Origin of the sequence: Nocardia camponoti, from assembly GCF_014646135.1 — a bacterium.
Taxonomy (GTDB): Bacteria; Actinomycetota; Actinomycetes; order Mycobacteriales; family Mycobacteriaceae; genus Nocardia; species Nocardia camponoti.
This window is the reverse complement of sequence record NZ_BMMW01000003.1, coordinates 296,981-316,989: the sequence shown is the minus strand read 5'-3', so window position 1 is coordinate 316,989 and position 20,009 is coordinate 296,981. Positions and strand designations below refer to the sequence as shown.

At 66.0% G+C, this 20,009-nt stretch carries 10 protein-coding genes; 6 read left to right on the top strand and 4 right to left on the bottom strand.

All coding sequences use genetic code 11. The features are described 5' to 3' along the window. Positions 1-66: 66 nt before the first annotated feature. From IEX78_RS16305 to IEX78_RS16295, 3 genes are all read right to left on the bottom strand, one after another. Positions 67-999 carry an RluA family pseudouridine synthase gene (locus IEX78_RS16305; RefSeq protein ID WP_188829858.1) on the bottom strand — a complete coding sequence of 311 codons (933 nt, stop codon included), beginning with the start codon at positions 997-999 and terminating at the stop codon, positions 67-69. A gap of 66 nt (positions 1,000-1,065) precedes the next feature. Continuing rightward, on the bottom strand, positions 1,066-1,482 hold the full coding sequence (locus IEX78_RS16300) for a TIGR03667 family PPOX class F420-dependent oxidoreductase (protein WP_229684044.1): 417 nt from the start codon (positions 1,480-1,482) through the stop codon (positions 1,066-1,068). 54 nt (positions 1,483-1,536) lie between these two features. Beyond that, a complete protein-coding gene (locus IEX78_RS16295; protein WP_188829856.1) occupies positions 1,537-2,244 on the bottom strand; it encodes a siderophore-interacting protein in 708 nt (235 codons plus the stop codon). Between the two features lie 83 nt (positions 2,245-2,327). Between IEX78_RS16295 and IEX78_RS16290 the strand changes: the two genes are divergently transcribed. Beyond that, entirely contained in the window at positions 2,328-3,587 is a 1,260-nt protein-coding gene (locus tag IEX78_RS16290) for a SidA/IucD/PvdA family monooxygenase (protein ID WP_188830239.1), read from the top strand. On the opposite strand, the gene IEX78_RS16285 is transcribed toward IEX78_RS16290, so the two are convergent. Continuing rightward, positions 3,584-4,234, bottom strand: coding sequence for a GNAT family N-acetyltransferase (locus IEX78_RS16285; protein ID WP_229684043.1), 651 nt, complete (start codon positions 4,232-4,234; stop codon positions 3,584-3,586). The genes IEX78_RS16290 and IEX78_RS16285 overlap by 4 nt on opposite strands. A gap of 204 nt (positions 4,235-4,438) precedes the next feature. On the opposite strand from IEX78_RS16285, the gene IEX78_RS16280 reads away from it, so the two are divergent. From IEX78_RS16280 to IEX78_RS16250, 5 genes are all read left to right on the top strand, one after another. Then, positions 4,439-5,188: a thioesterase II family protein gene (locus IEX78_RS16280; protein WP_188829855.1), complete on the top strand. Its 750-nt coding sequence runs from the start codon at positions 4,439-4,441 to the stop codon at positions 5,186-5,188. Next, positions 5,188-6,495: a beta-ketoacyl [acyl carrier protein] synthase domain-containing protein gene (locus tag IEX78_RS16275; RefSeq protein WP_188829854.1), complete on the top strand. Its 1,308-nt coding sequence runs from the start codon at positions 5,188-5,190 to the stop codon at positions 6,493-6,495. The genes IEX78_RS16280 and IEX78_RS16275 overlap by 1 nt, the downstream gene beginning before the upstream one ends. Further along, the gene (nbtC, locus tag IEX78_RS16270) at positions 6,488-9,859 is read left to right on the top strand and encodes a nocobactin polyketide synthase NbtC (RefSeq protein WP_229684042.1); all 3,372 of its coding nucleotides are present in this window, start codon (positions 6,488-6,490) and stop codon (positions 9,857-9,859) included. Before IEX78_RS16275 ends, nbtC begins: the two co-directional genes overlap by 8 nt. Positions 9,860-9,873: 14 nt before the next feature. Beyond that, complete coding sequence (locus tag IEX78_RS24305) at positions 9,874-15,168, top strand: non-ribosomal peptide synthetase (protein ID WP_229684041.1); 5,295 nt, start codon at positions 9,874-9,876, stop codon at positions 15,166-15,168. A gap of 88 nt (positions 15,169-15,256) precedes the next feature. Beyond that, positions 15,257-19,945, top strand: coding sequence for a condensation domain-containing protein (locus IEX78_RS16250; protein WP_188829853.1), 4,689 nt, complete (start codon positions 15,257-15,259; stop codon positions 19,943-19,945). Positions 19,946-20,009: the final 64 nt, after the last annotated feature.

Sequence of the window (20,009 nt, the reverse complement as noted above, 5' to 3'; positions counted from 1 at the left end):
AAATCGCGGAACTGACCGGCCGAACACCTAGCGACCAAGATCGTCCGAACTCACCAAACGTGTGACCTAACCGGCAGCCCAACCGGTCGGATCGGCCCACGCTTGCAACTGGCGTCGCGTTTCGAAGCGTCGCGGTTCGCCGCTGAGCGGATCGGTGAACGCCAGCGACGCGGCCAATAACTGCAATGGCCGCGAATAGTCATCGACCGACTTGTCGGTAATCACCGGATAGAAATCGTCGCCAAGAATCGGTACCCCGAGCCCATTCATATGTAGGCGCAACTGATGCGTGCGACCGGTGTGCGGGCGGAGTCGATAGCGCCCGAGCCCGTCGCGGTGCTCAAGCAGTTCGACGTCGGTAATCGCATTAATCTCGCCGGGAACTTCCTGGGCGGCGAGCACCTGCTTTTCCTTGATAATGCGCGAGGAAACCGTGCGCGGCAGTTCGAGTGAAGGATCGTAAGGCGCGATGGCCTCATATTCTTTCGACACTGTCCGCTTGTGGAACATCGTCTGATACGCGCCGCGTCGCGCTGGATTGACGACGAAAAGAATGAGCCCGGCCGTCACCCGGTCGAGCCGATGGGCCGGGATCAAATCGGGCAGGTCGAGGTCGCGGCGCAACCGGACAAGCGCGGTTTCGAGAATGTGCTGCCCGCGCGGGATGGTCGCGAGGAAGTGCGGTTTGTCGACAACAAGGATGTCGTCGTCGCGATGCACGATCCCGATGTCGAAGGGAACGTGCTGCTCAACCGGCAGGTCGCGGTGAAACCACACCGCGCCGCCGGGGACATAAGGTGCGTCCGGCGCGAGTGGCCCGTCGAGGTCAACAATCTCGCCAGCGACCAACATCGCGTCGATGCGAGCGGGATCAACGCGGGGAAGTCGCTCGACGAGGTGGTCGCGCACGGTTGCCCACTGCCCGTCTTCGGGTAGTCGAAGTCGAGCGGGATCGAGACCGTGCCGTTTCGGCAGCGGCGGTTGCTGCCTGCGTCGCATCCGTCCAGTGTTCTAGACAGCGCGCACCACAAGCAAACAGCGCGGCCGGCTCAATCGCTACTGAGGCTAAAAACCGCGCAGGTGGTCGGGGCGGATGTAGATCGACGTCGAGTACGTCGCGAAGAAGGACTCTTCGGTCATCTTGATGTCTTTGAAGCCCTTGGCGTACTTCTTCGCGTAGGCGGCGATGTCGGCGCTGGCGGGCGGCACGCCGACGCGGCCCTGGCCGGTGAACACCGCGACGTCGCCGCCGCTCGCCGTCGAATTGAAGTTCAACGAGACGCGCGGGCTGGCGACGATGTGGCCGAGTCGCTTAGCGGACGGCTCCGAGAAGACGAGGAATTCGTCGTGCGCCCAGAGGAACCACACCGGGTTGGGTTGCGGGGTGTCGTCGGCGATGGCGGTGAGCCAGATGATCGTCTCATCGGCTAGGCGCTTGGCGACCTGCGCGCCGAACGGGGTGGCTTCATCGACAATCGACACAACGGACTCCTCGCGACTGGGGCTGGGCACGTCTGGGCCCAGCCTAGCGCGGCGTCACTTCCAGTAAGCCTGCGATTTGATGGCGGTTTTGCCGAGGCCGTGCTGGGTCTTGAAGGTCTTCACGATCGAGCGCGTCGTCTGTCCGCAGCATGCAACCCACGCGAAAGCGGTTGTCGCACAAGCGAGTTCCTGCGCGGCCTCGCGCAACAGGCGACCGTCGTCGACGCGCCGCAACCACGTCACCGAGTGGCTCGCGCCCGCGTTCACCGGGATCTGCTGATCGGATTCGTACTGCCATTCCAGCCACACGCGGGCGGGAGTGTCGCCGATGGCGGCGAGCAGCGAGTTGATCGCGGGCAGCGACGCGGTGTCGCCGAAAATTACGTACTCACTTGGTGTCTCGGCGGGCAATTGGAAGTCAGAACCAAGCACGCTCGCGTCGAGCGGATCCCCGGGCTTCGCGTTGCGAGCCCAGTTGGCAGCGGGACCGTCGTGGAGGGCGAAGTCGATGCTCACGGTGTCGGCTTCAGGGTTCTGGTTGACCAGCGTGAAGCCGCGATGGTGCAGCTTGTCGCTACCTTCCTCGGGGATCCACAGGCGAACCCACTGCGTGGGGTGCACGGGATGGTCGGCGAGCAGGCCACCGGCGCTGAACCCGATTCGAACGAAGTTGTCGGTGATCTTCTCGTTGCTGGTGACCGTCAGCCGGTAGTCGCTGCCGCCCCAGGCCTTGACCATCAGGCCATTGAATCCCTTACCCATGCGGCTTAGGTTAGCCTATCCGTTCTAAATGTGTAAGGTAAGCCTATGCAAAGTGGGACTGCGTGAGAGTGGAGAACGAAGCGGTGGAAACCCTCTTAGTAGTCGGCGCGGGCCCCAAAGCGCTCGCGGTAGCGACAAAAGCGCACGTCTTGGGCTCGCTCGGGCTCGCAGCGCCGCGCGTTGTTGTCGTCGAACCGCATGTGGTTGGCGGCAATTGGCTGCCGAGCGGCGGCTGGACCGACGGCCAACATCGCCTCGGGACAAGCCCGGAAAAAGACATCGGCTTCCCGTATCACTCCACCTGGGCGCGCGGCCGCAACCGTGAAATCGACCAGGCGATGTCGGCGTTCAGTTGGGTGTCGTTCCTGATCGAACATGGCACCTACGCCGAGTGGATCGACCGTGGTCGCCCGAGCCCGCAGCATCACGTGTGGGCGAAATACCTTCAGTGGGTCGCCCGTTCGATCAATCTCGACCTTGTCGCTGGCCGCGTCGAAACCCTCGGCCACGATGGCGACCAGTGGACGGTCACCGTCGCTGACGCCGACGGTGTGCGCACCGAGCACCGCGCTGACGGCGTGATGATTACCGGCCCCGGCCGCAGCACCCGTGCGCTCGCTGACCACCCGCGCGTCTTGAGCATCGCCGACTTCTGGCACTTAGCCGGAAAGCGCGCTCTCCCAGCGGCTTCCCGCGCTGCGGTGATCGGCGGTGGCGAAACAGCTGGCTCGGCACTCGACGAACTCGTGCGGCACGAGATGCTCACCATTTCGGTCATCTCGCCGATGGCAACGCTGTATACGCGCGGCGAAAGCTACTTCGAGAACGCTCTTTTCAGCGATCCGGTGAAGTGGAACGCGCTGAGCCTTCAGGAACGGCGCGACGTGATTCGGCGCACCGATCGTGGTGTCTTCTCGGTACGCGTGCAGGAAAGTTTGTTGGGTGACAGTCGAGTTCATCATTTGCAGGGCCGCGTGACTCGCGTTGTCCCCGACGGTGATTCGCTCGCGCTGACGCTCACGAACGAGCAGCGCGCCGACCAGGTGCATGGCTTCGATCTGGTTGTCGACGCGACCGGTGGTCAACCGCTGTGGTTCACCGAGATGTTCGACCAAAGTGTTTCCGACCGGATGGAACTCGCGATTGGCGGCCCACTGACGCAGGCGCGACTTGAGGCGTCGATCGGGTACGACCTCGCGGTCGCTGGACTGCCCGGCAAGCTGTATCTGCCGAACATGGCGGCGATGTCGCAGGGGCCAGGGTTCCCGAATCTCAGTTGCCTTGGCGAGCTTTCGGACCGCGTGCTCCAAAGCGCCGCGGTGCGAACAGCTTTGGTCGCCTAGCGGGCCACCGCGATATCGGTTGGCGTCCGGCCCGTCGCGTACAGCGCGATGCGCCGGGTCGGGCGCACCTGGAACTCGCCAACGCGCTGCCAGCCGATCTTGTCGAAGCTGCGGCAGATAGCGGGGTTCTGATGGTCGGGGTCGCCGAGGATGCGACGGCAATCAGGGTTGGCCGCGAAGACCGCCGCCGACATCGTGGTGATCCACGCCGACATGATGCCCTTGCCGATCACCGCGGTTTCGGCGGTCGCGATGTGGAAGGCGATGTCGCCTGGTTCGGCGTCGTAAAGCCGTGCGATCTCGTCCTTGGCTGGCCGATACAACTCAACGTAGGCAATGTCGACGTAGCCGCGCTCTGGCTGGGCAAGGATCGCGAAGTCGAGACTCAAAATGCAAGGGCGCGAATAGGTTCCGGCCAGTTGTGCTTCGAAATCGGCACGTCGACGGTCGGCGTCGAAGTCCTGTTCCCACGTCTCAAGCAGGTGTGGGCGCGACATCCATTCGGCGAGCAGCGCGGGGTCGGTGCCCGTTGGGTCGGCGATGCGCATGCGGAAGGGCGCGGCGAAAACCGGCAGTGCTGGCGCGGGGGTCGCGGCAACGTCGGCGGGCAGGTTGGTCTGCTCGCGCGGCAGCACGTAGGTCGTCATCGGCGCTCCAATTCAGTCGTAACCTTGATCACCTGGGTTGGTAAGGCTAGCCTATACTAATGCTCTAGTGTTAGGGTTACCTGACTAATCGCCCGGCGGTTGCTAGGGCGTTCGCGAGCTCGAATGGGCTTGCGTGGCAATCGAACTCCACTCCCGTTGTGCGTGGTGGTGTGAACATGACCGTCAACGTACGAGGAGAGCGACATGGCACGTGAACTTGGCTGGATCCGGCAGTTCAAAGCCCCGGAAGCAGCAGGTTTGCCGCCGCTGATCGTGTTCCCGCACGCGGGCGCTGGTGCCTCGGCCTACCGCGTCTTCGCGAAGACGTTTTCCGCCCAGTTCGACACCGTTATCGTCCAATATCCCGGCCGTCAGGACCGGGCGCGCGAAGCGGCTGCTGAGACGTTGCCAGAGTTAGCTGCCGGTGCGTTCGACGCGTTCGTTGCCTCGGCTCACCAAACCGGCGTTCCGGTCACCGTTTTTGGGCACAGCATGGGGTCGATCGTCGCGTTCGAATTCGTCCGGCTCGCGGCATCGAAGGGGTTACCTGTCCGGTTGCTGGTTGCGTCGGCAGCCGCGTCGCCGCATCGCATCGCCGAGCTGCCCGCGCACCCGACCGAAGACGAAGCGCTGCTCGACCACATGGGCGCGCTCAACGGCACCGGCGCTGACGTGATGGCGAGTCGCGAGGTAATGCGAATGGCCTTGCCGGTGTTGAAGGCGGATTACCGCGCGTTCGACGCGTATTCGTGCGCTGCCGACGTGCGCGTCGACGTGCCGGTGCTCGTGCTCGGCGGCGAAGACGACCCGTTCGTCGGGCCGCGTGACCTGCGCGGATGGGCCGATTGCACCACCGCTACGGCGGAGGTCGCGCTGTTCGACGGTGGTCACTTCTTCCTCGATGACAATCTCGACGCCATCGCCGAAGTGCTCACGGCCGGGGTGCCCGCCTGATGCGTGATGCTGATCCGATCGTCATTGTCGGGATGGGGATCGAAGCGCCCGGCGGCATCGAGACCCCACGCGATTACTGGACCGCGCTCGCCGCTGGCAAGGAACTCATCGGTCCGTTCCCACGTGACCGGGGTTGGCCGGTCGATGAGATCTTCGCGCTTGGTCGTCTTGATGGTTGGGGGCTGGTGCGCGACGCTGGCGGGTTCCTTTCGGACGCAACCGCATTCGACGCATCGTTCTTCGGGATTACCCCGCGCGAGGCGGTTGCGATGGATCCGCAGCAGCGGGTCGCGCTGCGGGTCGCGTTCCGTGCGCTCGAGCAAGCCGGGTTGAATCCCGGTGCGCTGGACGGGGATTCGGCCGGCGTGTGGATGGGGGTTTCGACGACCGAGTATGGGCCGGGCGTTGCGGGAGTCAATGAGTACAGCGGATATCGGGCGACGGGAACGGCGCTCGGCGCTGTCGCGGGCCGAATCTCGCACGGGCTCGGGCTAATAGGTCCTTCGGTGTCGGTGGATACCGCGTGCGCGTCGTCGTTGACGGCCGTGCATCAGGCGGCGTCGGCGCTGCGAGCGGGGGAGTGCGAGTGGGCGTTGGCCGGTGGCGTTTGCGTCATGGGTTCGCCGGGTGCGTTTTACGAGTTCGCGAAGGCGAACGCGCTCGCAACCGATGGGCACTGTCGTCCGTACGCGGCTGACCCGACGGGCACGTTGTGGGGCGAAGGCGCGGGTGTTGTCGTGCTCGAACGCGCTTCGCGCGCGCGGGCTTTGGGTCATCGCATCTACGGTGAGTTGCTTGGTTCGCGGGTGAATCACAACGGGGCTGGTGCGGCGCTCGCGGTGCCGAGCGCTGCCGCGCAGGAGCGGTTGATTTGCGACACGGTCGCCGCGGCGGAGATTTCTTTCGCCGACGTCGACCTGGTTGAGGGTCACGGGACCGGCACCGCAGTCGGCGATCCACTCGAATTAGCGGCTATCGCAACGACTTACGGGTCTGTTGATCGCGCTAGTGGCCCGCTGCTTGGCTCGGTGAAGTCGAACGTGGGGCACGCGCAGGCGGCGTCGGGGATGCTCGGGCTGATCAAGGTGCTGCTGTGCGGTGAGCATGAGGCGATCGCGCCGAGCTTGTGGGCGGAGTCGCCGACTTCCGAAATCGACTGGTCAACAACAAGTTTGCGGCTTGCGTCCTCGTTGGTCGCGTGGCCGTCGGACCGTCCGCGCTACGCGGCTGTCTCGTCCTTCGGCGTTGCTGGAACCAACGCGCACGCCATCATCGGCTTGCCTGCTCAGGAGGAAAACCGTGGCTGAGTATCGGATGCCGGACGGGACCGTGCCGGTGCTTGTTTCGTCCGACACGGCGGCTGGGCTGGTTGCTGAGGCGCGGTCGTTGTTGGCGTACGTCGAGACGCACGATGATGTTTCGCCAGAAGAGCTGTCCAGCATGCTGTTTCGTACGAGGAGTGCGCGCCGGTATCGGGCGTTGATTCTCGTTGAGGGCCGCGTCGCGGATGGCTGCGAACACCAGGGCGACGTAGGGCGGACTATCGCCGATGTGCGCGTGGACATCGCGTCAGCTGGCGCTGCTAGTCAGGCGGGTCCGAGCCTTGCTGGCGCGGACGGCGGCGGCGCGGGCGCAGTCGCGGACAGCTTTGCCAGTCACGCGAACGGGCGGCGCGACGTTCTCCTTGCCGCCCTTCGTGCGCTCGCCGACGGTGGCGAGCATCCCGCGCTCATTCGCGGCGCTGCGAGCAGGCGGCGAGTTGGCTTCGTTTTCCCTGGTCAGGGGAGTCAGCGGCCCGGGATGGGCGCGCTGTTTTACTCGCTGTCGGCAGCCTATCGCGCCTCCGTCGACGAGTGCGCGGCCATTCACGCCGAGCGGTTCGGGCATTCGCAGCCGCTGCATTACCTGCTCGGGACCGAGGGCGCGTACGAGGACACCGTGTGGGAAGTCCAGCCCGCCTTGATGTTTCACATGACCGGGCTCGCCGCGATGTGGCGTGCGGCAGGCGTTGAACCAGCCGCGACCATTGGGCACAGTCAGGGCGAACTCGCCGCTGGTGCGGTGTCTGGCGTGATGACCGTGCGCGACGCGGTGCTCGCCGTCACGCACCGGTCGCGCTTGGTTGAGCGCATTTCGCCGCGCGGTTACTCGATGGCGGTGCTTGGTATGGACCGCGAGGCGTGCGAAGCGCTGCTTGCTCGCAATTCGGGGTGGGCCGAGCTGTCAGTGGTGAATTCGCCTCATATCCTTGCGATTTCGGGCGACCGCCAGACCATCCTCGACCTGGTTGCCGCCGCGACCGAGCGCGGCCAGTTCGCGCGTGAGATTCGCGTTGCCTACCCGGCGCATACGTCGATTGTCGCGGAGTTGCGCGAAGAATTCGAAGGGCTGCTCGGCGACGAGATGAGTGGGCCGCGGTTCGCCGACTCCGAAATCGCTTGCTACGGCGCGACTTTGGGTGCGGCGATTACAGCCGACCTCACGCACGAGGAGTACTGGTACTGGAACCTGCGCAACCGGGTTCGCTTCGACAAGGCGGTTGTCGCGGCGGGGCGCGATGGTGTTGACCTGCTGATTGAGGTCGCTGAACACCCTGTTTTGCAGTTGGCGTTGCAGGAGAACTTGGGCCTCGTACCGGCGGGTTCGGTGCGCGACCCACGCGTTCTCGGCACGTCGCTGCGCACCGCGACGGGCCTTGAGGAGTTCACCCGAAACCTCGCGCAGGTCGCGGTACTGCATAGCGAATTCAATTGGTCCGCTTTGCAAGTGAGTGACGCGGTCGCTCTGCCGCTGCGCGATTTCCCGCACACCATCATGTCCCCGAAGCACCTTTGGGCCCCGCTCGACCGTCAGCCGAGCCCGCCGGAACTGCAGGTGACGACCCCGCGCCCGCAGCGTTTGATCGCGCAGTGGAAGCCGGTTGCGCGCCGCACCCTGACCGACTCGCGCTCTCTCCTGATCGTCGACCCGACGGGGGAGTGCGCTGACCTGGCGGCAGCGTTGGTGAAGGCGGCCGATCGGCATGGGGCACAGGCGCGGGTGATGTCCGCAGTGGCCCAAGGTCTCGTTGATACGCGGGTCGACTCCGTGGTCATTCTCCTGCCGCAGACTCGAGACGATGTTGCTAGCGCGACTGCGGCGCTCACCTCGTTCTACGCCGAACGTTCGTGGGCCCGTGCGCTCGATGAACTCGCCCCGGGTGGCGACTGCTGGCTCGTCACCGTGGGTGGTGTGGCCGTCCGCGAAAGTGATTCAGCCCCAAGCCTTTTCCACGCGGGCGTGAGTGCCGGGTTCGCCAGTGCCGGGATCGAACATCCCGGACGCAACTTCCGACACATCGACCTCGCGGCGGGCGAAGATCCGCTAGACCAGGCCAACAAGATCGTCGGTGCGCTGCACACCAGCGGCGAGGCCGAACTCGCGCTGCGCGGGGGCAAGTTGTTCGCTAAGCGGCTCGTTGTCGACACTGCCGTCGATGACGGTGCGCTCGCTCCCGACCACGTGCTGATCCTCGGCGGCACCGGCAAGCTGGGACTGCGGTTCGCTGAGCACTTCGCGCGAACCGGTGCGAGTCGCGTCACGCTGGTGAGCCGTCGCGGCGAAACCCCGGAATTGGCAAGCGAACTCGCGCATCTGCGGCGGATCAGTTCGACCGAGATCGTTGTCCTTGCGCGCGACATCAGTGACGGGCTGACCATCGACAAGCCGGTGGACCTGCTCCTCCATGCGGCGGTGAATTACGTTGACGCCGAACTGGATTCGATCACGGCAGAGGACGTTCAGTCCGCGATAAGTTCCAAGATCGCGGGCTTGGAGAACGTACTCGCGACCGTCCCGCTGACCGACGATGCGCGCGTCCTCCTGTTCTCGTCGATGGCCGCGTCTATCGGCGGCCGGGGCCAGATCCTGTACGCGGTCACCAACCGCATGCTCGACGTGGTCGCCGCCAACCTTCGCGCACGCGGCATCGCGGCGGCGAGTTTGCAGTGGGGTTTGTGGAACGTCGCTGGCCCACTCGACGCGGCCGGTTTCGCGCGCGTCGAAGAGGCGGGCGTGTACCCGATGCTCCCGGGAGACGCGATCGCCCTCGGCCTAGCCACCCCGGCCCGCGACGGCATGATCATCGCCGCCGACTGGCACTTCCTACGCGAGGTATTGGGCGCTTTCGGCCGGTCAGCACTGCTGTCGGAGCTGTCGATCCCGGAAACCCGCAGCGATGAGCCGCTGACCGAACACGCGCCCGCACGATCGGTGCACGGCGGCGTCGCTCACTACGACCAGTCGCGCCACGCTGGCTCGGACGGCGCCTACGCGGAGGGATCGCGTTCGACAGCCGGGAGCACGTCAGGACCACGCTTTTCGCCTGCGCAGCGGAGCAACGGCCTAGGGAGCGCGACTGGCACGGGATCCGACGCGCACGGTGCAGTCGGCAACGACGTTCCCCTCGACCTCCAAGTCCGCGCCGAACTTCTCCACGTCATCGGCGGCGACGATGCCGAATCCATCGACGCCGCAACACCTCTCGTTGCCCTCGGCCTCGATTCGCTCCAAGCGCTCGACTTCCGCAAACGGGTCAAAGCGCGGCTTGATCGCGATCTGCCGGTCGCCGCGATTCTTGGCGGCGCGTCGCTCGACGACGTCGTCGCGCTCATGACAACCAACCAGGGCTAAGGGGCCGATTCTTTATGTCTGACACCGACGCCACCTTGACCGTCGCCGAGCGTCGCAAGCTGCTCCTTCAGCAGAAGCTGCGTGCGGCTGGATTGGCAACCGCAACAACACAATCCGTGGAGCGCATCGAACCGGGCGAACGTCGTCCGCTCACCCCCGGCCAACGCCGCATGTGGTTCCTGCAAACCCGCGACGCCGCCGACACCGCGCTCAACATCTGCGTCGCCTACCGCCTCACCGGCCCACTCGACGTCGACCGCCTGCACGCGGCGTTCGACACCGTCGTCGCCAACCACGACATCCTCCGCACCACCTACGGCGTCGACGCCGACGGCGAACCGTTCCAGACTTTCGCCGCCGATAAGCGTGCCGAGTGGACCACAGTCGACCTCACCGCTGTCGTGGAATCAGCCCGTGACCTGCGCGTCGAGGTGCTCGCTCAGCGCGAGTTCAGTCGCCCGTTCGACCTGGCGACCGATGCGACCATCCGCGCGCTGGTCCTCAAAACCGGCCCGGCCCAGCACGTCCTCGCGCTCACCATTCACCACATCAGCTTCGACGACGACTCGTGGGCCATCTTCTTCGCCGAACTCAACGCGGCGTACCAGGGCACGCGGCCGGGCGGATCGGTGCAGTTCGCCGCCATCGCGCCCACTACCGAACCCGCCGAGGCCGACGTCGATTATTGGCGTACGGTGATGCGCCCGGTCCCCGAGCCGCTCGAACTACCAGGTTCGCCGGTCGCGACCCCGGGTCGCCAGGCCGCGCGCGCGACAACAACGCTCGACAAGGACCTGGTCGCCCGCACCGAAGCCTTCGCCCGCGCACACTCCGCGACCCCATTTATGGTGCTGCTCAGTGCATTTGACGTGCTCATCCACCGCTACACCGCCGCCGACGACTTCCTCGTTTCCGTCCCGGTCACCGACCGTCCCGCCGGAACCGAGCACCTCATCGGCTACTTCGGCAACACCCTTTTGCTCCGCGCGACCCTCGCAGGCACCGAAAGTTTCGCCGACCTACTTGTCCTCGTCCGCGACACCTGTACCGACTCCTTCGCGCGCCGCAGCGTCGGGATCGACCGCGTTGTGCGCGAGGCGAACCCCGACCGCGTTGCCGGGCGCGACGGCATGGATCAACTTGTGCGCCTTGGCTTCTCGGTCCGCAAGAGCGCCGACGGGTTCGCACTCGACGGAATCACGACAACTCAACTCGAACTGGGTGCCGTGAGCGCTCAGGTGCCGCTCGCGTTCGCGATCGTGCTGGCAGCCGACGGTTCAGCGGTCGTCGAAGCCGAATATCAGACCGACGTGCTCGCCGCTCCGCTCGTCGAAAGCATGCTCGGCCACTTCGCTCGACTGCTCGACAACGCCGTGACCAGCCCGGACCGCCGCATCGCCGACCTCGACATGCTCGGCGAAACCGACCGCGCCGCGCTCCTCACCCGTTCGCACGGCCTGCTCGTTGACGAACCGGCCACCACGCTCGTCGCACTGCTTGAGTCGGCCGCTGCGGCCTCGCCGGACGCGCTCGCGCTCGTCTCCGACGACACCGAACTCACCTACGCCGCGCTACACGCCCGCGCGAACCGGTTGGCGCACTGGTTAATTGGTGAGGGTATCGGCAGTGAAGACATCGTCGGCCTGCGACTCGGCACGTCGGTTGAGTTCATCGTCGCCGTGCTCGCGGTGCTGAAGGCTGGCGCGGCGTACCTGCCGATCGACCCGGCCTACCCCGACGACCGCATCGGCTACCTGGTCGAAGACTCGAAGCCCCGAATGCTGCTTGGCGCAGTCGAATTGGGCCTGGCGGAAGAAGCGGCGCAAGAATTGCCAACAACCGCCCCCGCCGACGCCGACCGCGTGCGCCCGCTCGTCCCGGCCAACCTCGCCTATGTGATCTACACCTCCGGTTCAACCGGCAAGCCCAAGGGTGTTCCGGTGCCGCACAACGCGATTGCCGAGCACATCGTGTGCTTCACCGCCGACTGGAACATGACGTCAGCCGACCGTCTGATGCAGTCGTCCTCGGTGAGTTTCGACGCGTCGCTTGTCGACATCGCGATCACCCTCACCGTCGGCGCGCAACTAATTGTCCCGAAGCCCAACGCGTTTCGCGATATCCGCTACGTCGCCGACTTGATTTCGCAACGCCAGGTGACGGTCCTGCACATGGTGCCGTCGATGCTGAGCACGTTCCTACTGCTGCCCGAAGTGAGCGAGTGGCGTTCGCTGCGACAGGTTCCGGTTGGCGGTGAAGCTCTGCCGGGCGAGGTCGCTGACCGCTTCGCCAACACCCTCGACGCCGAGCTGCGCAACCATTACGGCCCCACCGAGGCGGTCGTGTGCTCGACGCACATGCCGGTCACGGGCCCGCAGGGCACCGGCGTTGTCCCGATCGGCGTACCGAACCGGAACGTGTACACCTACGTGCTCGATGCGGCATTGCAGCTGGTGCCGGACGGTGTTGTCGGCGAGCTGTACCTCGGCGGCGCGCAGCTCGCACGCGGTTACCTCGACCGGCCCGCGCTAAGTGCGCAGCGCTTCGTCGCTGACCCGTTCACGCCCGGCGCACGGCTTTACCGCTCGGGTGACCTGGTGCGCCGCAACAACTTTGGTGAGCTGGAGTTCGTCGGTCGCGCCGACGAGCAGGTGAAGGTGCGCGGGTTCCGCATCGAACTGGGTGAGGTTGAGGCGGCGATCGCGGCCCATCCGTCGGTTGCGCACTGCGTTGTCATTGTCACCACCGACGACACGATCGGCGCGATGCTCGCCGCCTACGTTGTGCCCGCTGGCGATACCGTCGACCTCGCCGAAGTGCAGTCATTTATCGCCGCTGACCTGCCCGAATACATGGTGCCAAGCGCGTTCGCGGTGATCGACGAAATCCCGCTGACGGTGAACGGCAAGCTCGACAAGCGCGCGCTGCCCACCGCGACCTCGGCCGTCGTCCGCACGCATCGCGCCCCCGCGACCGCGACGGAACGCAAGGTCTGCGCCTTGTTCGGCACGCTGTTCAACCTCGACAAGGTCGGCGCGGAAGATTCGTTCTTCGAACTCGGCGGTCACTCGCTGCTCGCGGCCCGGTTAGTCGCGCAGATCCGCGCGGAATTCGGCATCGAACTCGACGTGCGCGTGATCTTCGACAGCCCAACCCCGGCGGCATTGGCTGCTGATTTGGTCGCGCGCTTCCTTGCGGAATTCGACCTGGACCTCGACGCGGTCGACGAGCCGGGCGACGAGTCCGCCGTCGACAGCGCGGGCGCGGGACTCGTGAGCGAGCCTGCCGCCACGCAGTCGCCCGGGGCGCTCGCCAGCGGCGGTTCGGTCGACACCGAGGCGAGCACCGACTCGGGCACGGCGCGATCGCAAGCCGACGCGAGCACTGACTCGGGTACGGCGCGATCGCAAGCCGACGCGAGCACTGACTCGGGTACGGCGCAATCGCAAGCCGTTTCGAGCTCCGAACAGAACCCCGATGCGGCGCGAATGCCGCTGGCGTGCGCCAACATTGACCGCGCTGAGCAGCGCGCACCCGCCGCGTTTCCCGGGCAGCAGCGGCGCGACGTACGTCCGCCCATCACGCGTCGCGCACGCGGCGAGCGCATTCCCCTTTCGTATTCCCAGCTCGCGATGTGGTTCCAGTACCGCATGGAAGGGGCGTCGGCGGTCGGAAATCTCCCGCTCGCGCTGCGGTTCGATGGGCCGCTCGACATCGCCGCACTGCGGTCGGCACTCGACGACGTTGTCGCGCGACACGAGTCGCTGCGGACCACGTTCCCCGAGCACGAAGGCGTCCCGCACCAGGTGATTCACCCGGCCGAACCGGTCGCGCTACCGGTTCGCGCGATCGCGGAGGACGAGGTCACCGACACGCTCGCCGAGCTCGCGTCCTACTCCTTCGCGCTCGACGGCGAACCGCTGCTGCGCGCCGAACTGTTGGCCCTCGACGACGAAACCCACGTGCTTTCGCTGCTCGTGCACCACATCGTCGCCGACCACGCGTCGTTCGGCGTGCTGCTCACCGACCTCACCGCCGCCTACCAGGCACGCAGCCGGGGGATCGAGCCCGCGTGGCAGCCACTCGACATCCAGTTCGCCGACTACGCGCAATGGCAACGCGATCAATTCGACGGTGCGCCAAGCGAGTTCGCTGGGGCGCAACTGGAGTTCTGGCGCAACACGCTCGCTGGCGTGCCTGACGAGATCAATGTCGCGCACGATCGCCCGCGTCCGCCGGTGCTCGGCAAGCGGGGCGAAGTCGTGACCTTCGCGCTGCCGTCCGATGTGCGAAATGGGCTGGTGCGGATGGCTTCTCAGGTCGGCGCGACCGAGTTCATGGTGTGCGAGGCCGCTGTCGCCACGGTGCTACGGGCCCTCGGGGGTGGCGATAACATCGCGTTGGGCACCCCGGTTGCCGCCCGGACCGATGCCGCGACGACCAACCTGATCGGCCTCTTCGCGAATATGGTCGTGTTGCGCAACAATCTGGCGTCGTCAGTCACCTTGCGCGACACCGTAATCCACGCCCGCAACGTTGTCCTCGATGCCAACGGTCATCAGGATCTCCCGATCGAGCGACTCGTTGAAGCGGTGAACCCGCGTCGCTCGCGATCGCGAAACCCATTGTTCCAGAGCATGATCCACTTCCGTGGCGCGGATTGGGCACCGACGACAGTGCCGTTTGGCGACGCGACCGTTACCCCGCTGCCGACGGACTTCGACGTGTCGTTCCTCGACCTGAATCTGAGCCTCAACGTGACCGCCGAAGGTGGGATGGACGTGCGCTTTGTCGTCAATGCCGACCTGTACGACGCGACGACGGCGCGGTCGATCGCCGACGCGCTCGCCACGACGTTGCGCGCATTCGCAGACAGTCCTGACCTGCCGCTGAGCGACCTGACGGTACTGCCCGCCGACGAACTCGCGCGACTGCGGACGGTGCCCGAGGTGGTTGCCAGCGCGACTCCAGGTGCCGTTACAGCGGGTAATTCGACCACCGAAGCGACGCTGATCGCGCTCATCGAGGAACTGCTGGAAATCGACGACGTGGAAGGCGACGACAACTTCTTCGCGCTCGGCGGCGACAGCGTGATCTCGATCCAGTGGTCGGCCCGCGCCGAAGCGCTCGGCTTGCCACTGAGCCCGCAGTTGGTTTTCGAGTGCGCGACGATCGCTGAACTTGCCGTCGCGGTCGATGCCGCAGCGACTTCGGCTGAGGTCGAACAGGTTTCGCACGCGCCGATGAGCGCGTCGGGCCTGGACGACGACGCCCTGTCGGCCCTGAGCGCGGCTTGGGGTTCGCAGTAATGAATCCGACCAGCGCGTCGGCCGTGCACAGACCCCACGCGACCCCTGCGACGCGCCCGTTCAACCCCAACACTCGAAAGGGCAGCCGATGAGTGCGCCGAAGATCGAAGACGTGCTCGCGCTGAGTCCTCTGCAGGAAGGGCTGTTCTCCCTTTCGCGCCTCGCGGGCACGGAAATCGACCTCTACACAATGCAATTCGTTGTCGACATCGATGGCCCCGTCGACACCGAACTGCTGCGACGCAGCGCGCAGGCCATGCTCGACCGGCACCCCAACTTGCGCGCCGCTTTCTGGGACACCGACGTGCCCAAGCCGGTACAGATCATCCCATCGTTCGCGGAACTGCCGTGGGCCGAACGTGACGCGGCGGCAACGGAATTCGACGCGATCGCGGAGTCTGAACGTCGAATTCCGTTCGCGCTCAACCGTGGTCCCGCGTTGCGCGTGCTCCTGCTCAACGTCACGGACGCACCCGAACCGCGTCGGCGGATGATCCTCACCGCGCACCACATCCTGATGGACGGTTGGGCGGTCGCGGTGTTCTTCACCGAACTGCTCGCGGTGTATCAGGCGGGCGGCAGCATCGCCGGACTGCCCGCGCCGCGCCCCTATCGCGACTACATCGGCTGGCTCGGTGCCCAGGACCACGCCGCAGCGACCGAGCGCTGGGCCGAGTACTTGTCGCAGGTCACCGCGCCGTTGGTGCTGGCTGATGGTGCGGCAGGGGCCGCGTCTGCCGTGCCCGAAACCACCCGGCTGCGCCTAACCGCTACCGAGACCGATCAGCTGCAAAGGTGGTCGCGCGCCAATGGCATCACCCTGAACACCGCCGTGCAGTTCGCGTGGACGCTGCTGCTCGGCCGCATCACCGACCGCCGCGACGTGGTCTATGGGACGACAATCTCGGGCCGTCCAGAGAAGTTGGCTGGCGTCGAAGGCATGGTCGGCCTATTCATCAACACGGTGCCGGTGGTGCACACGCTCGACGCGGACGAGCCCGTCATTACGCAATGTGCACGCCTGCAACGAGATTCGGCCACCATGCGCGACATCGGCTACCTCAGCCTGTCGACGTTGCAGCGCGTAGCGGGCCACGGTTCGCTGTTCGACACGCTCTTCGTTTTCGAGAACGCCCCGATCGACGACGCGATTCAGGCGGTGACGGCTCCCGACGGTGCACGTTTTCAGCCGGTCGAGATGGAAAGCCTGGCGCATTACCCGCTGACGGTGGTCTCGCACATGAGCGACGGCGAACTGTTGGTGCTGGTAGAGGCGATTCCCGCGCTGCTCGGCCACCTCGACCCCCCCGATTTGGGGGCGCGATTGGTAACGCTGTTGCGCGCGCTGCCGGGCCTCGCTGCAGACGCGACAACGGATGCACTGGACTTACTCACCCCTGCCGAACACGACGAATTGCGCGCGGCAGCAACGGTTCTGGACGCAGCGCCGACGGAAACCCCGTGGGAACTGTTCGAGCGCCAGGTCGCGCTGACCCCCGACGCACTCGCACTGACGACCACGGAAGGCGCTCGCTTCACGTACCGCGAATTGCATGCGGCGGCTTGCCAATTGGCATCAGAGTTCGCGCGTCACGGCGTGGCCCCGGAAACCGTTGTCGCCCTCTTGCTTCCGCGCGGGACAGATTCGATCATCACAATTCTAGCGACGTTGGCAGCGGGCGCGGCGTACGTCCCCGTCGACATCACGCTCCCGCCGGACCGCGTCAATTCGATTCTCCGCCAAGCCAACCCAGTGCTCATCGTGCACGAGGACGCCTACGAGTTCCCGGGATGGGTAGTCGCTGCGGCACCTAATCCAGTGACACCCGCCCGCACCGACGTAGTCCCCACACCCTTGGCGAGCGGCGTCGCAGCAAGTTCGTCCGCCTCTCGCGGCATCGATGCCGCCGATGACGGGCGGTCTGGCATCGCCCCTGCCTTCCTGGCAATCGACAACGCCGACGTCCGTGCGCGCATCGCGGCACATCCGCCCATCGCACCGCAGGTCAAGCGCCAACTCGACCACGCCGCCTACCTCATCTTCACCTCCGGCTCGACCGGCGAACCCAAGGGCGTCGTCGGCACCAACGCCGCCCTCGTCGGCTACTTCGCCGACCACAAAGCGCGGTTTTACGAGCCCGCGATGGCCCGGCTCGGGCGTCCGCTGCGTATCGCGCATGCGTGGTCGCTCGGGTTCGACGCGTCGTGGCAGCCGATGGTCGGCTTCTTCGCCGGACAGGCGCTGCACCTGTTCGACAGCGAAGAGATGCGGGACGCGAGTCGAATCGTCAGCGGGATAAGCACTTTCGGTATCGACATGGTCGACACCACCCCGTCGATGCTCGCCCAACTCGCGACCGCGGGCCTGCTTGAGCAAAACCTCTCGGTGCTTGCACTCGGCGGCGAAGCCATCGACACCGCGCTCTGGGGTCGCCTGCGCGCGCTGCCCGATATCGCCGTCTACAACTGCTACGGGCCCACCGAAACCACGGTCGAAGCGGTGGTCGCGCCGATCGCGTCGTCGCCGATCCCGACCATTGGCACCGCGAACGGCGGCATGGTCGCCTACGTCCTCGATTCGCGGTTGCGGCCCGTGCCGCGCGGGGTCGTCGGCGAGTTGTACCTGTCCGGTGTTCAGGTGGCGCGCGGGTACCTCGGCAAGCCGGGGATCACCGCTGAGCGGTTCGTCGCCGACCCGCTTCGCCCAGGTCAGCGCATGTATCGGACGGGCGACCTCGTCCGCCGACTGTCCGAAGGTCGCTTCGGCTACCTCGGTCGCGCCGACGCCCAGGTGAAGGTGCGCGGGTACCGGATCGAGGTTGGCGAGATCGAAACCGCGTTGCGGCGGTCGGCCGATATCGACACCGCCGCCGTGACCGTTGTCCGTCGCGCGGGTGGCGCTTCGCTCGTTGGTTTTGTTGTTGGGAAGGCGGGACGCGCGGTCGCGGTGAGTCGCGTGCGGGCCGACCTCGCGCAGCGCTTGCCGTCGTACATGATCCCGGCGCGCATCATCGTGCTTGACCAGTTGCCGGTGAATGTGAACGGCAAGCTCGATGCGCCTGTGCTGAATGTTCTTGCCGAGCAGGCACTTTCGAGTGCGTCGCGCAACGCCGCACCTGAGACCGCGACCGAAACCGTGCTGAGCGAGGTGTTCGCGGAACTGTTCGACGGCCGCACGCCCGGAGTCGACGCGGACTTCTACGAACTTGGTGTCGACAGCATCGTCGCCATCTCGCTGGTCAACAAGGCGCGTCGCCGTGGGTTGACGCTGAATCCGCGAATGGTGTTGTCCTGTCCCACTATTCGCGAGCTCGCCGCCGCGATTGATGACGCGCCGTCGGTGACGGCCACCGGGGGCGAAGACGCGTACGGTGAGGTCAAGCCGCTGCCGGTCGTCTCGTGGGCCTACGAACACGGCAACTTCCGCCGCTTCACCCAAAGCGCGCTGCTGCGCCTGCCGGTTGGCGTCGATCGCACGGGCCTCACCGCGACGCTCCAGGCGCTGCTTGATGCCCACGACACGTTGCGCGCGACACTCACCGACACCCCGGACGGCCCACGCTTGGTGACCCGCGCCCGGGGAGTAGTGAACGCGGCAGACGTCCTGATCGAGGTACCGCGAGCAGGAGCCGTGCCGGGCGCGCCGGTCAGCGGTCCCACCGATGCCAACAGTTCCCCCAACGTCATGCAACGCGACTTCGCGCCGGAGCCCGATCTCGCGCCCCTTGTCACCAAGTACGCGCGCATCGCCAACGACGCAATCGACCCCTACGCAGGCGAAATGGTGCGCGCGGTCTGGTTCGACGGCCCCGAACCGATGCTGCTCCTTTCGATCCACCATCTGGCCGTCGACGTCGTCTCCTGGCACATCATGCTCGACGGGCTCGCCGCCGCATGGCAGCAGATTCAGGCCGGTGTCGCGCCGAAGATGCTGCCCGAGTTCACCTCGTATCGGGAGTGGGCCGAGCTGATGACGCGGCGGGCCAATCAGCCGGAAGTGCTTGCGCAACGCGACTATTGGGCTTCGCAGGTAAGCGCGCCGGACGCCCCGCTCGGCTCGCGACTGCCCGACCCGACGGCCGACACGTGGTCGAGTCTGCGGGTGAAAACGGTCGCAACGCCGGTCGCGCTCACCGAACGACTCCTCGCGCATGTCGGCAAGGACGAGGGCGTGCGCGAATTGCTCCTCACCGCACTAACTTTGACGATCAACGCCACCCACGCCGCGAACGGCAACAACCCGGGCGCATTAATCGCCTTGGAAGGTCACGGCCGCGCCGACGCCGAACTCGACACCGACACCGCCAACACCCTCGGCTGGTTCACGAGCGTGTACCCGGTGCGACTTGGCGCCGATCACGTGCCAGGCAACACCCGCGACCTGCTCGACAGCGTCACCATCCACCTTCGCGAAATCCCGAACCAGGGCCTCGACTACGGCCTACTCCGCTACGTGAACCGCGCCCCCGAGCTGCGCACGGAACCACAGGTCGAGTTCAACTATCTCGGCCGCATCGACCTCGCGGGCAGCACAACCGACCCGTGGTCGCTGCTGGTTGGGAAGTACGACGACGCCCTCCCACTCGACCCCGAACCCGACCTCCCGCTGCGCTACGCGATCGATGTCATCGCTGGCATCGGCACCACCCCGACCGGCCCGGCACTGACAACAAACTTCCGCTGGAGCGCGTCATTGTTCACCGAGGAAGAAGCCGCCGCCTTCGCCACCCGCTGGGAACAGGCACTGACTGAGGTGATCGAGGCCATCAGCCAATAGCGCCGCCACTGACACGCGGGTTCCGCTCCGTCGGCATTGGGTGCCTCGGTCGATACGCTCAGTC

Coding starts and splice junctions, on each gene's coding strand:
- IEX78_RS16305 (WP_188829858.1), bottom strand. CDS start 999: ATGCGACGCAGGCAGCAACCGCCGCTGCCGAAACGGCACGGTCTCGAT.
- IEX78_RS16295 (WP_188829856.1), bottom strand. CDS start 2,244: ATGGGTAAGGGATTCAATGGCCTGATGGTCAAGGCCTGGGGCGGCAGC.
- IEX78_RS16285 (WP_229684043.1), bottom strand. CDS start 4,234: ATGACGACCTACGTGCTGCCGCGCGAGCAGACCAACCTGCCCGCCGAC.
- IEX78_RS16280 (WP_188829855.1), top strand. CDS start 4,439: ATGGCACGTGAACTTGGCTGGATCCGGCAGTTCAAAGCCCCGGAAGCA.
- IEX78_RS16275 (WP_188829854.1), top strand. CDS start 5,188: ATGCGTGATGCTGATCCGATCGTCATTGTCGGGATGGGGATCGAAGCG.
- IEX78_RS24305 (WP_229684041.1), top strand. CDS start 9,874: ATGTCTGACACCGACGCCACCTTGACCGTCGCCGAGCGTCGCAAGCTG.
- IEX78_RS16250 (WP_188829853.1), top strand. CDS start 15,257: ATGAGTGCGCCGAAGATCGAAGACGTGCTCGCGCTGAGTCCTCTGCAG.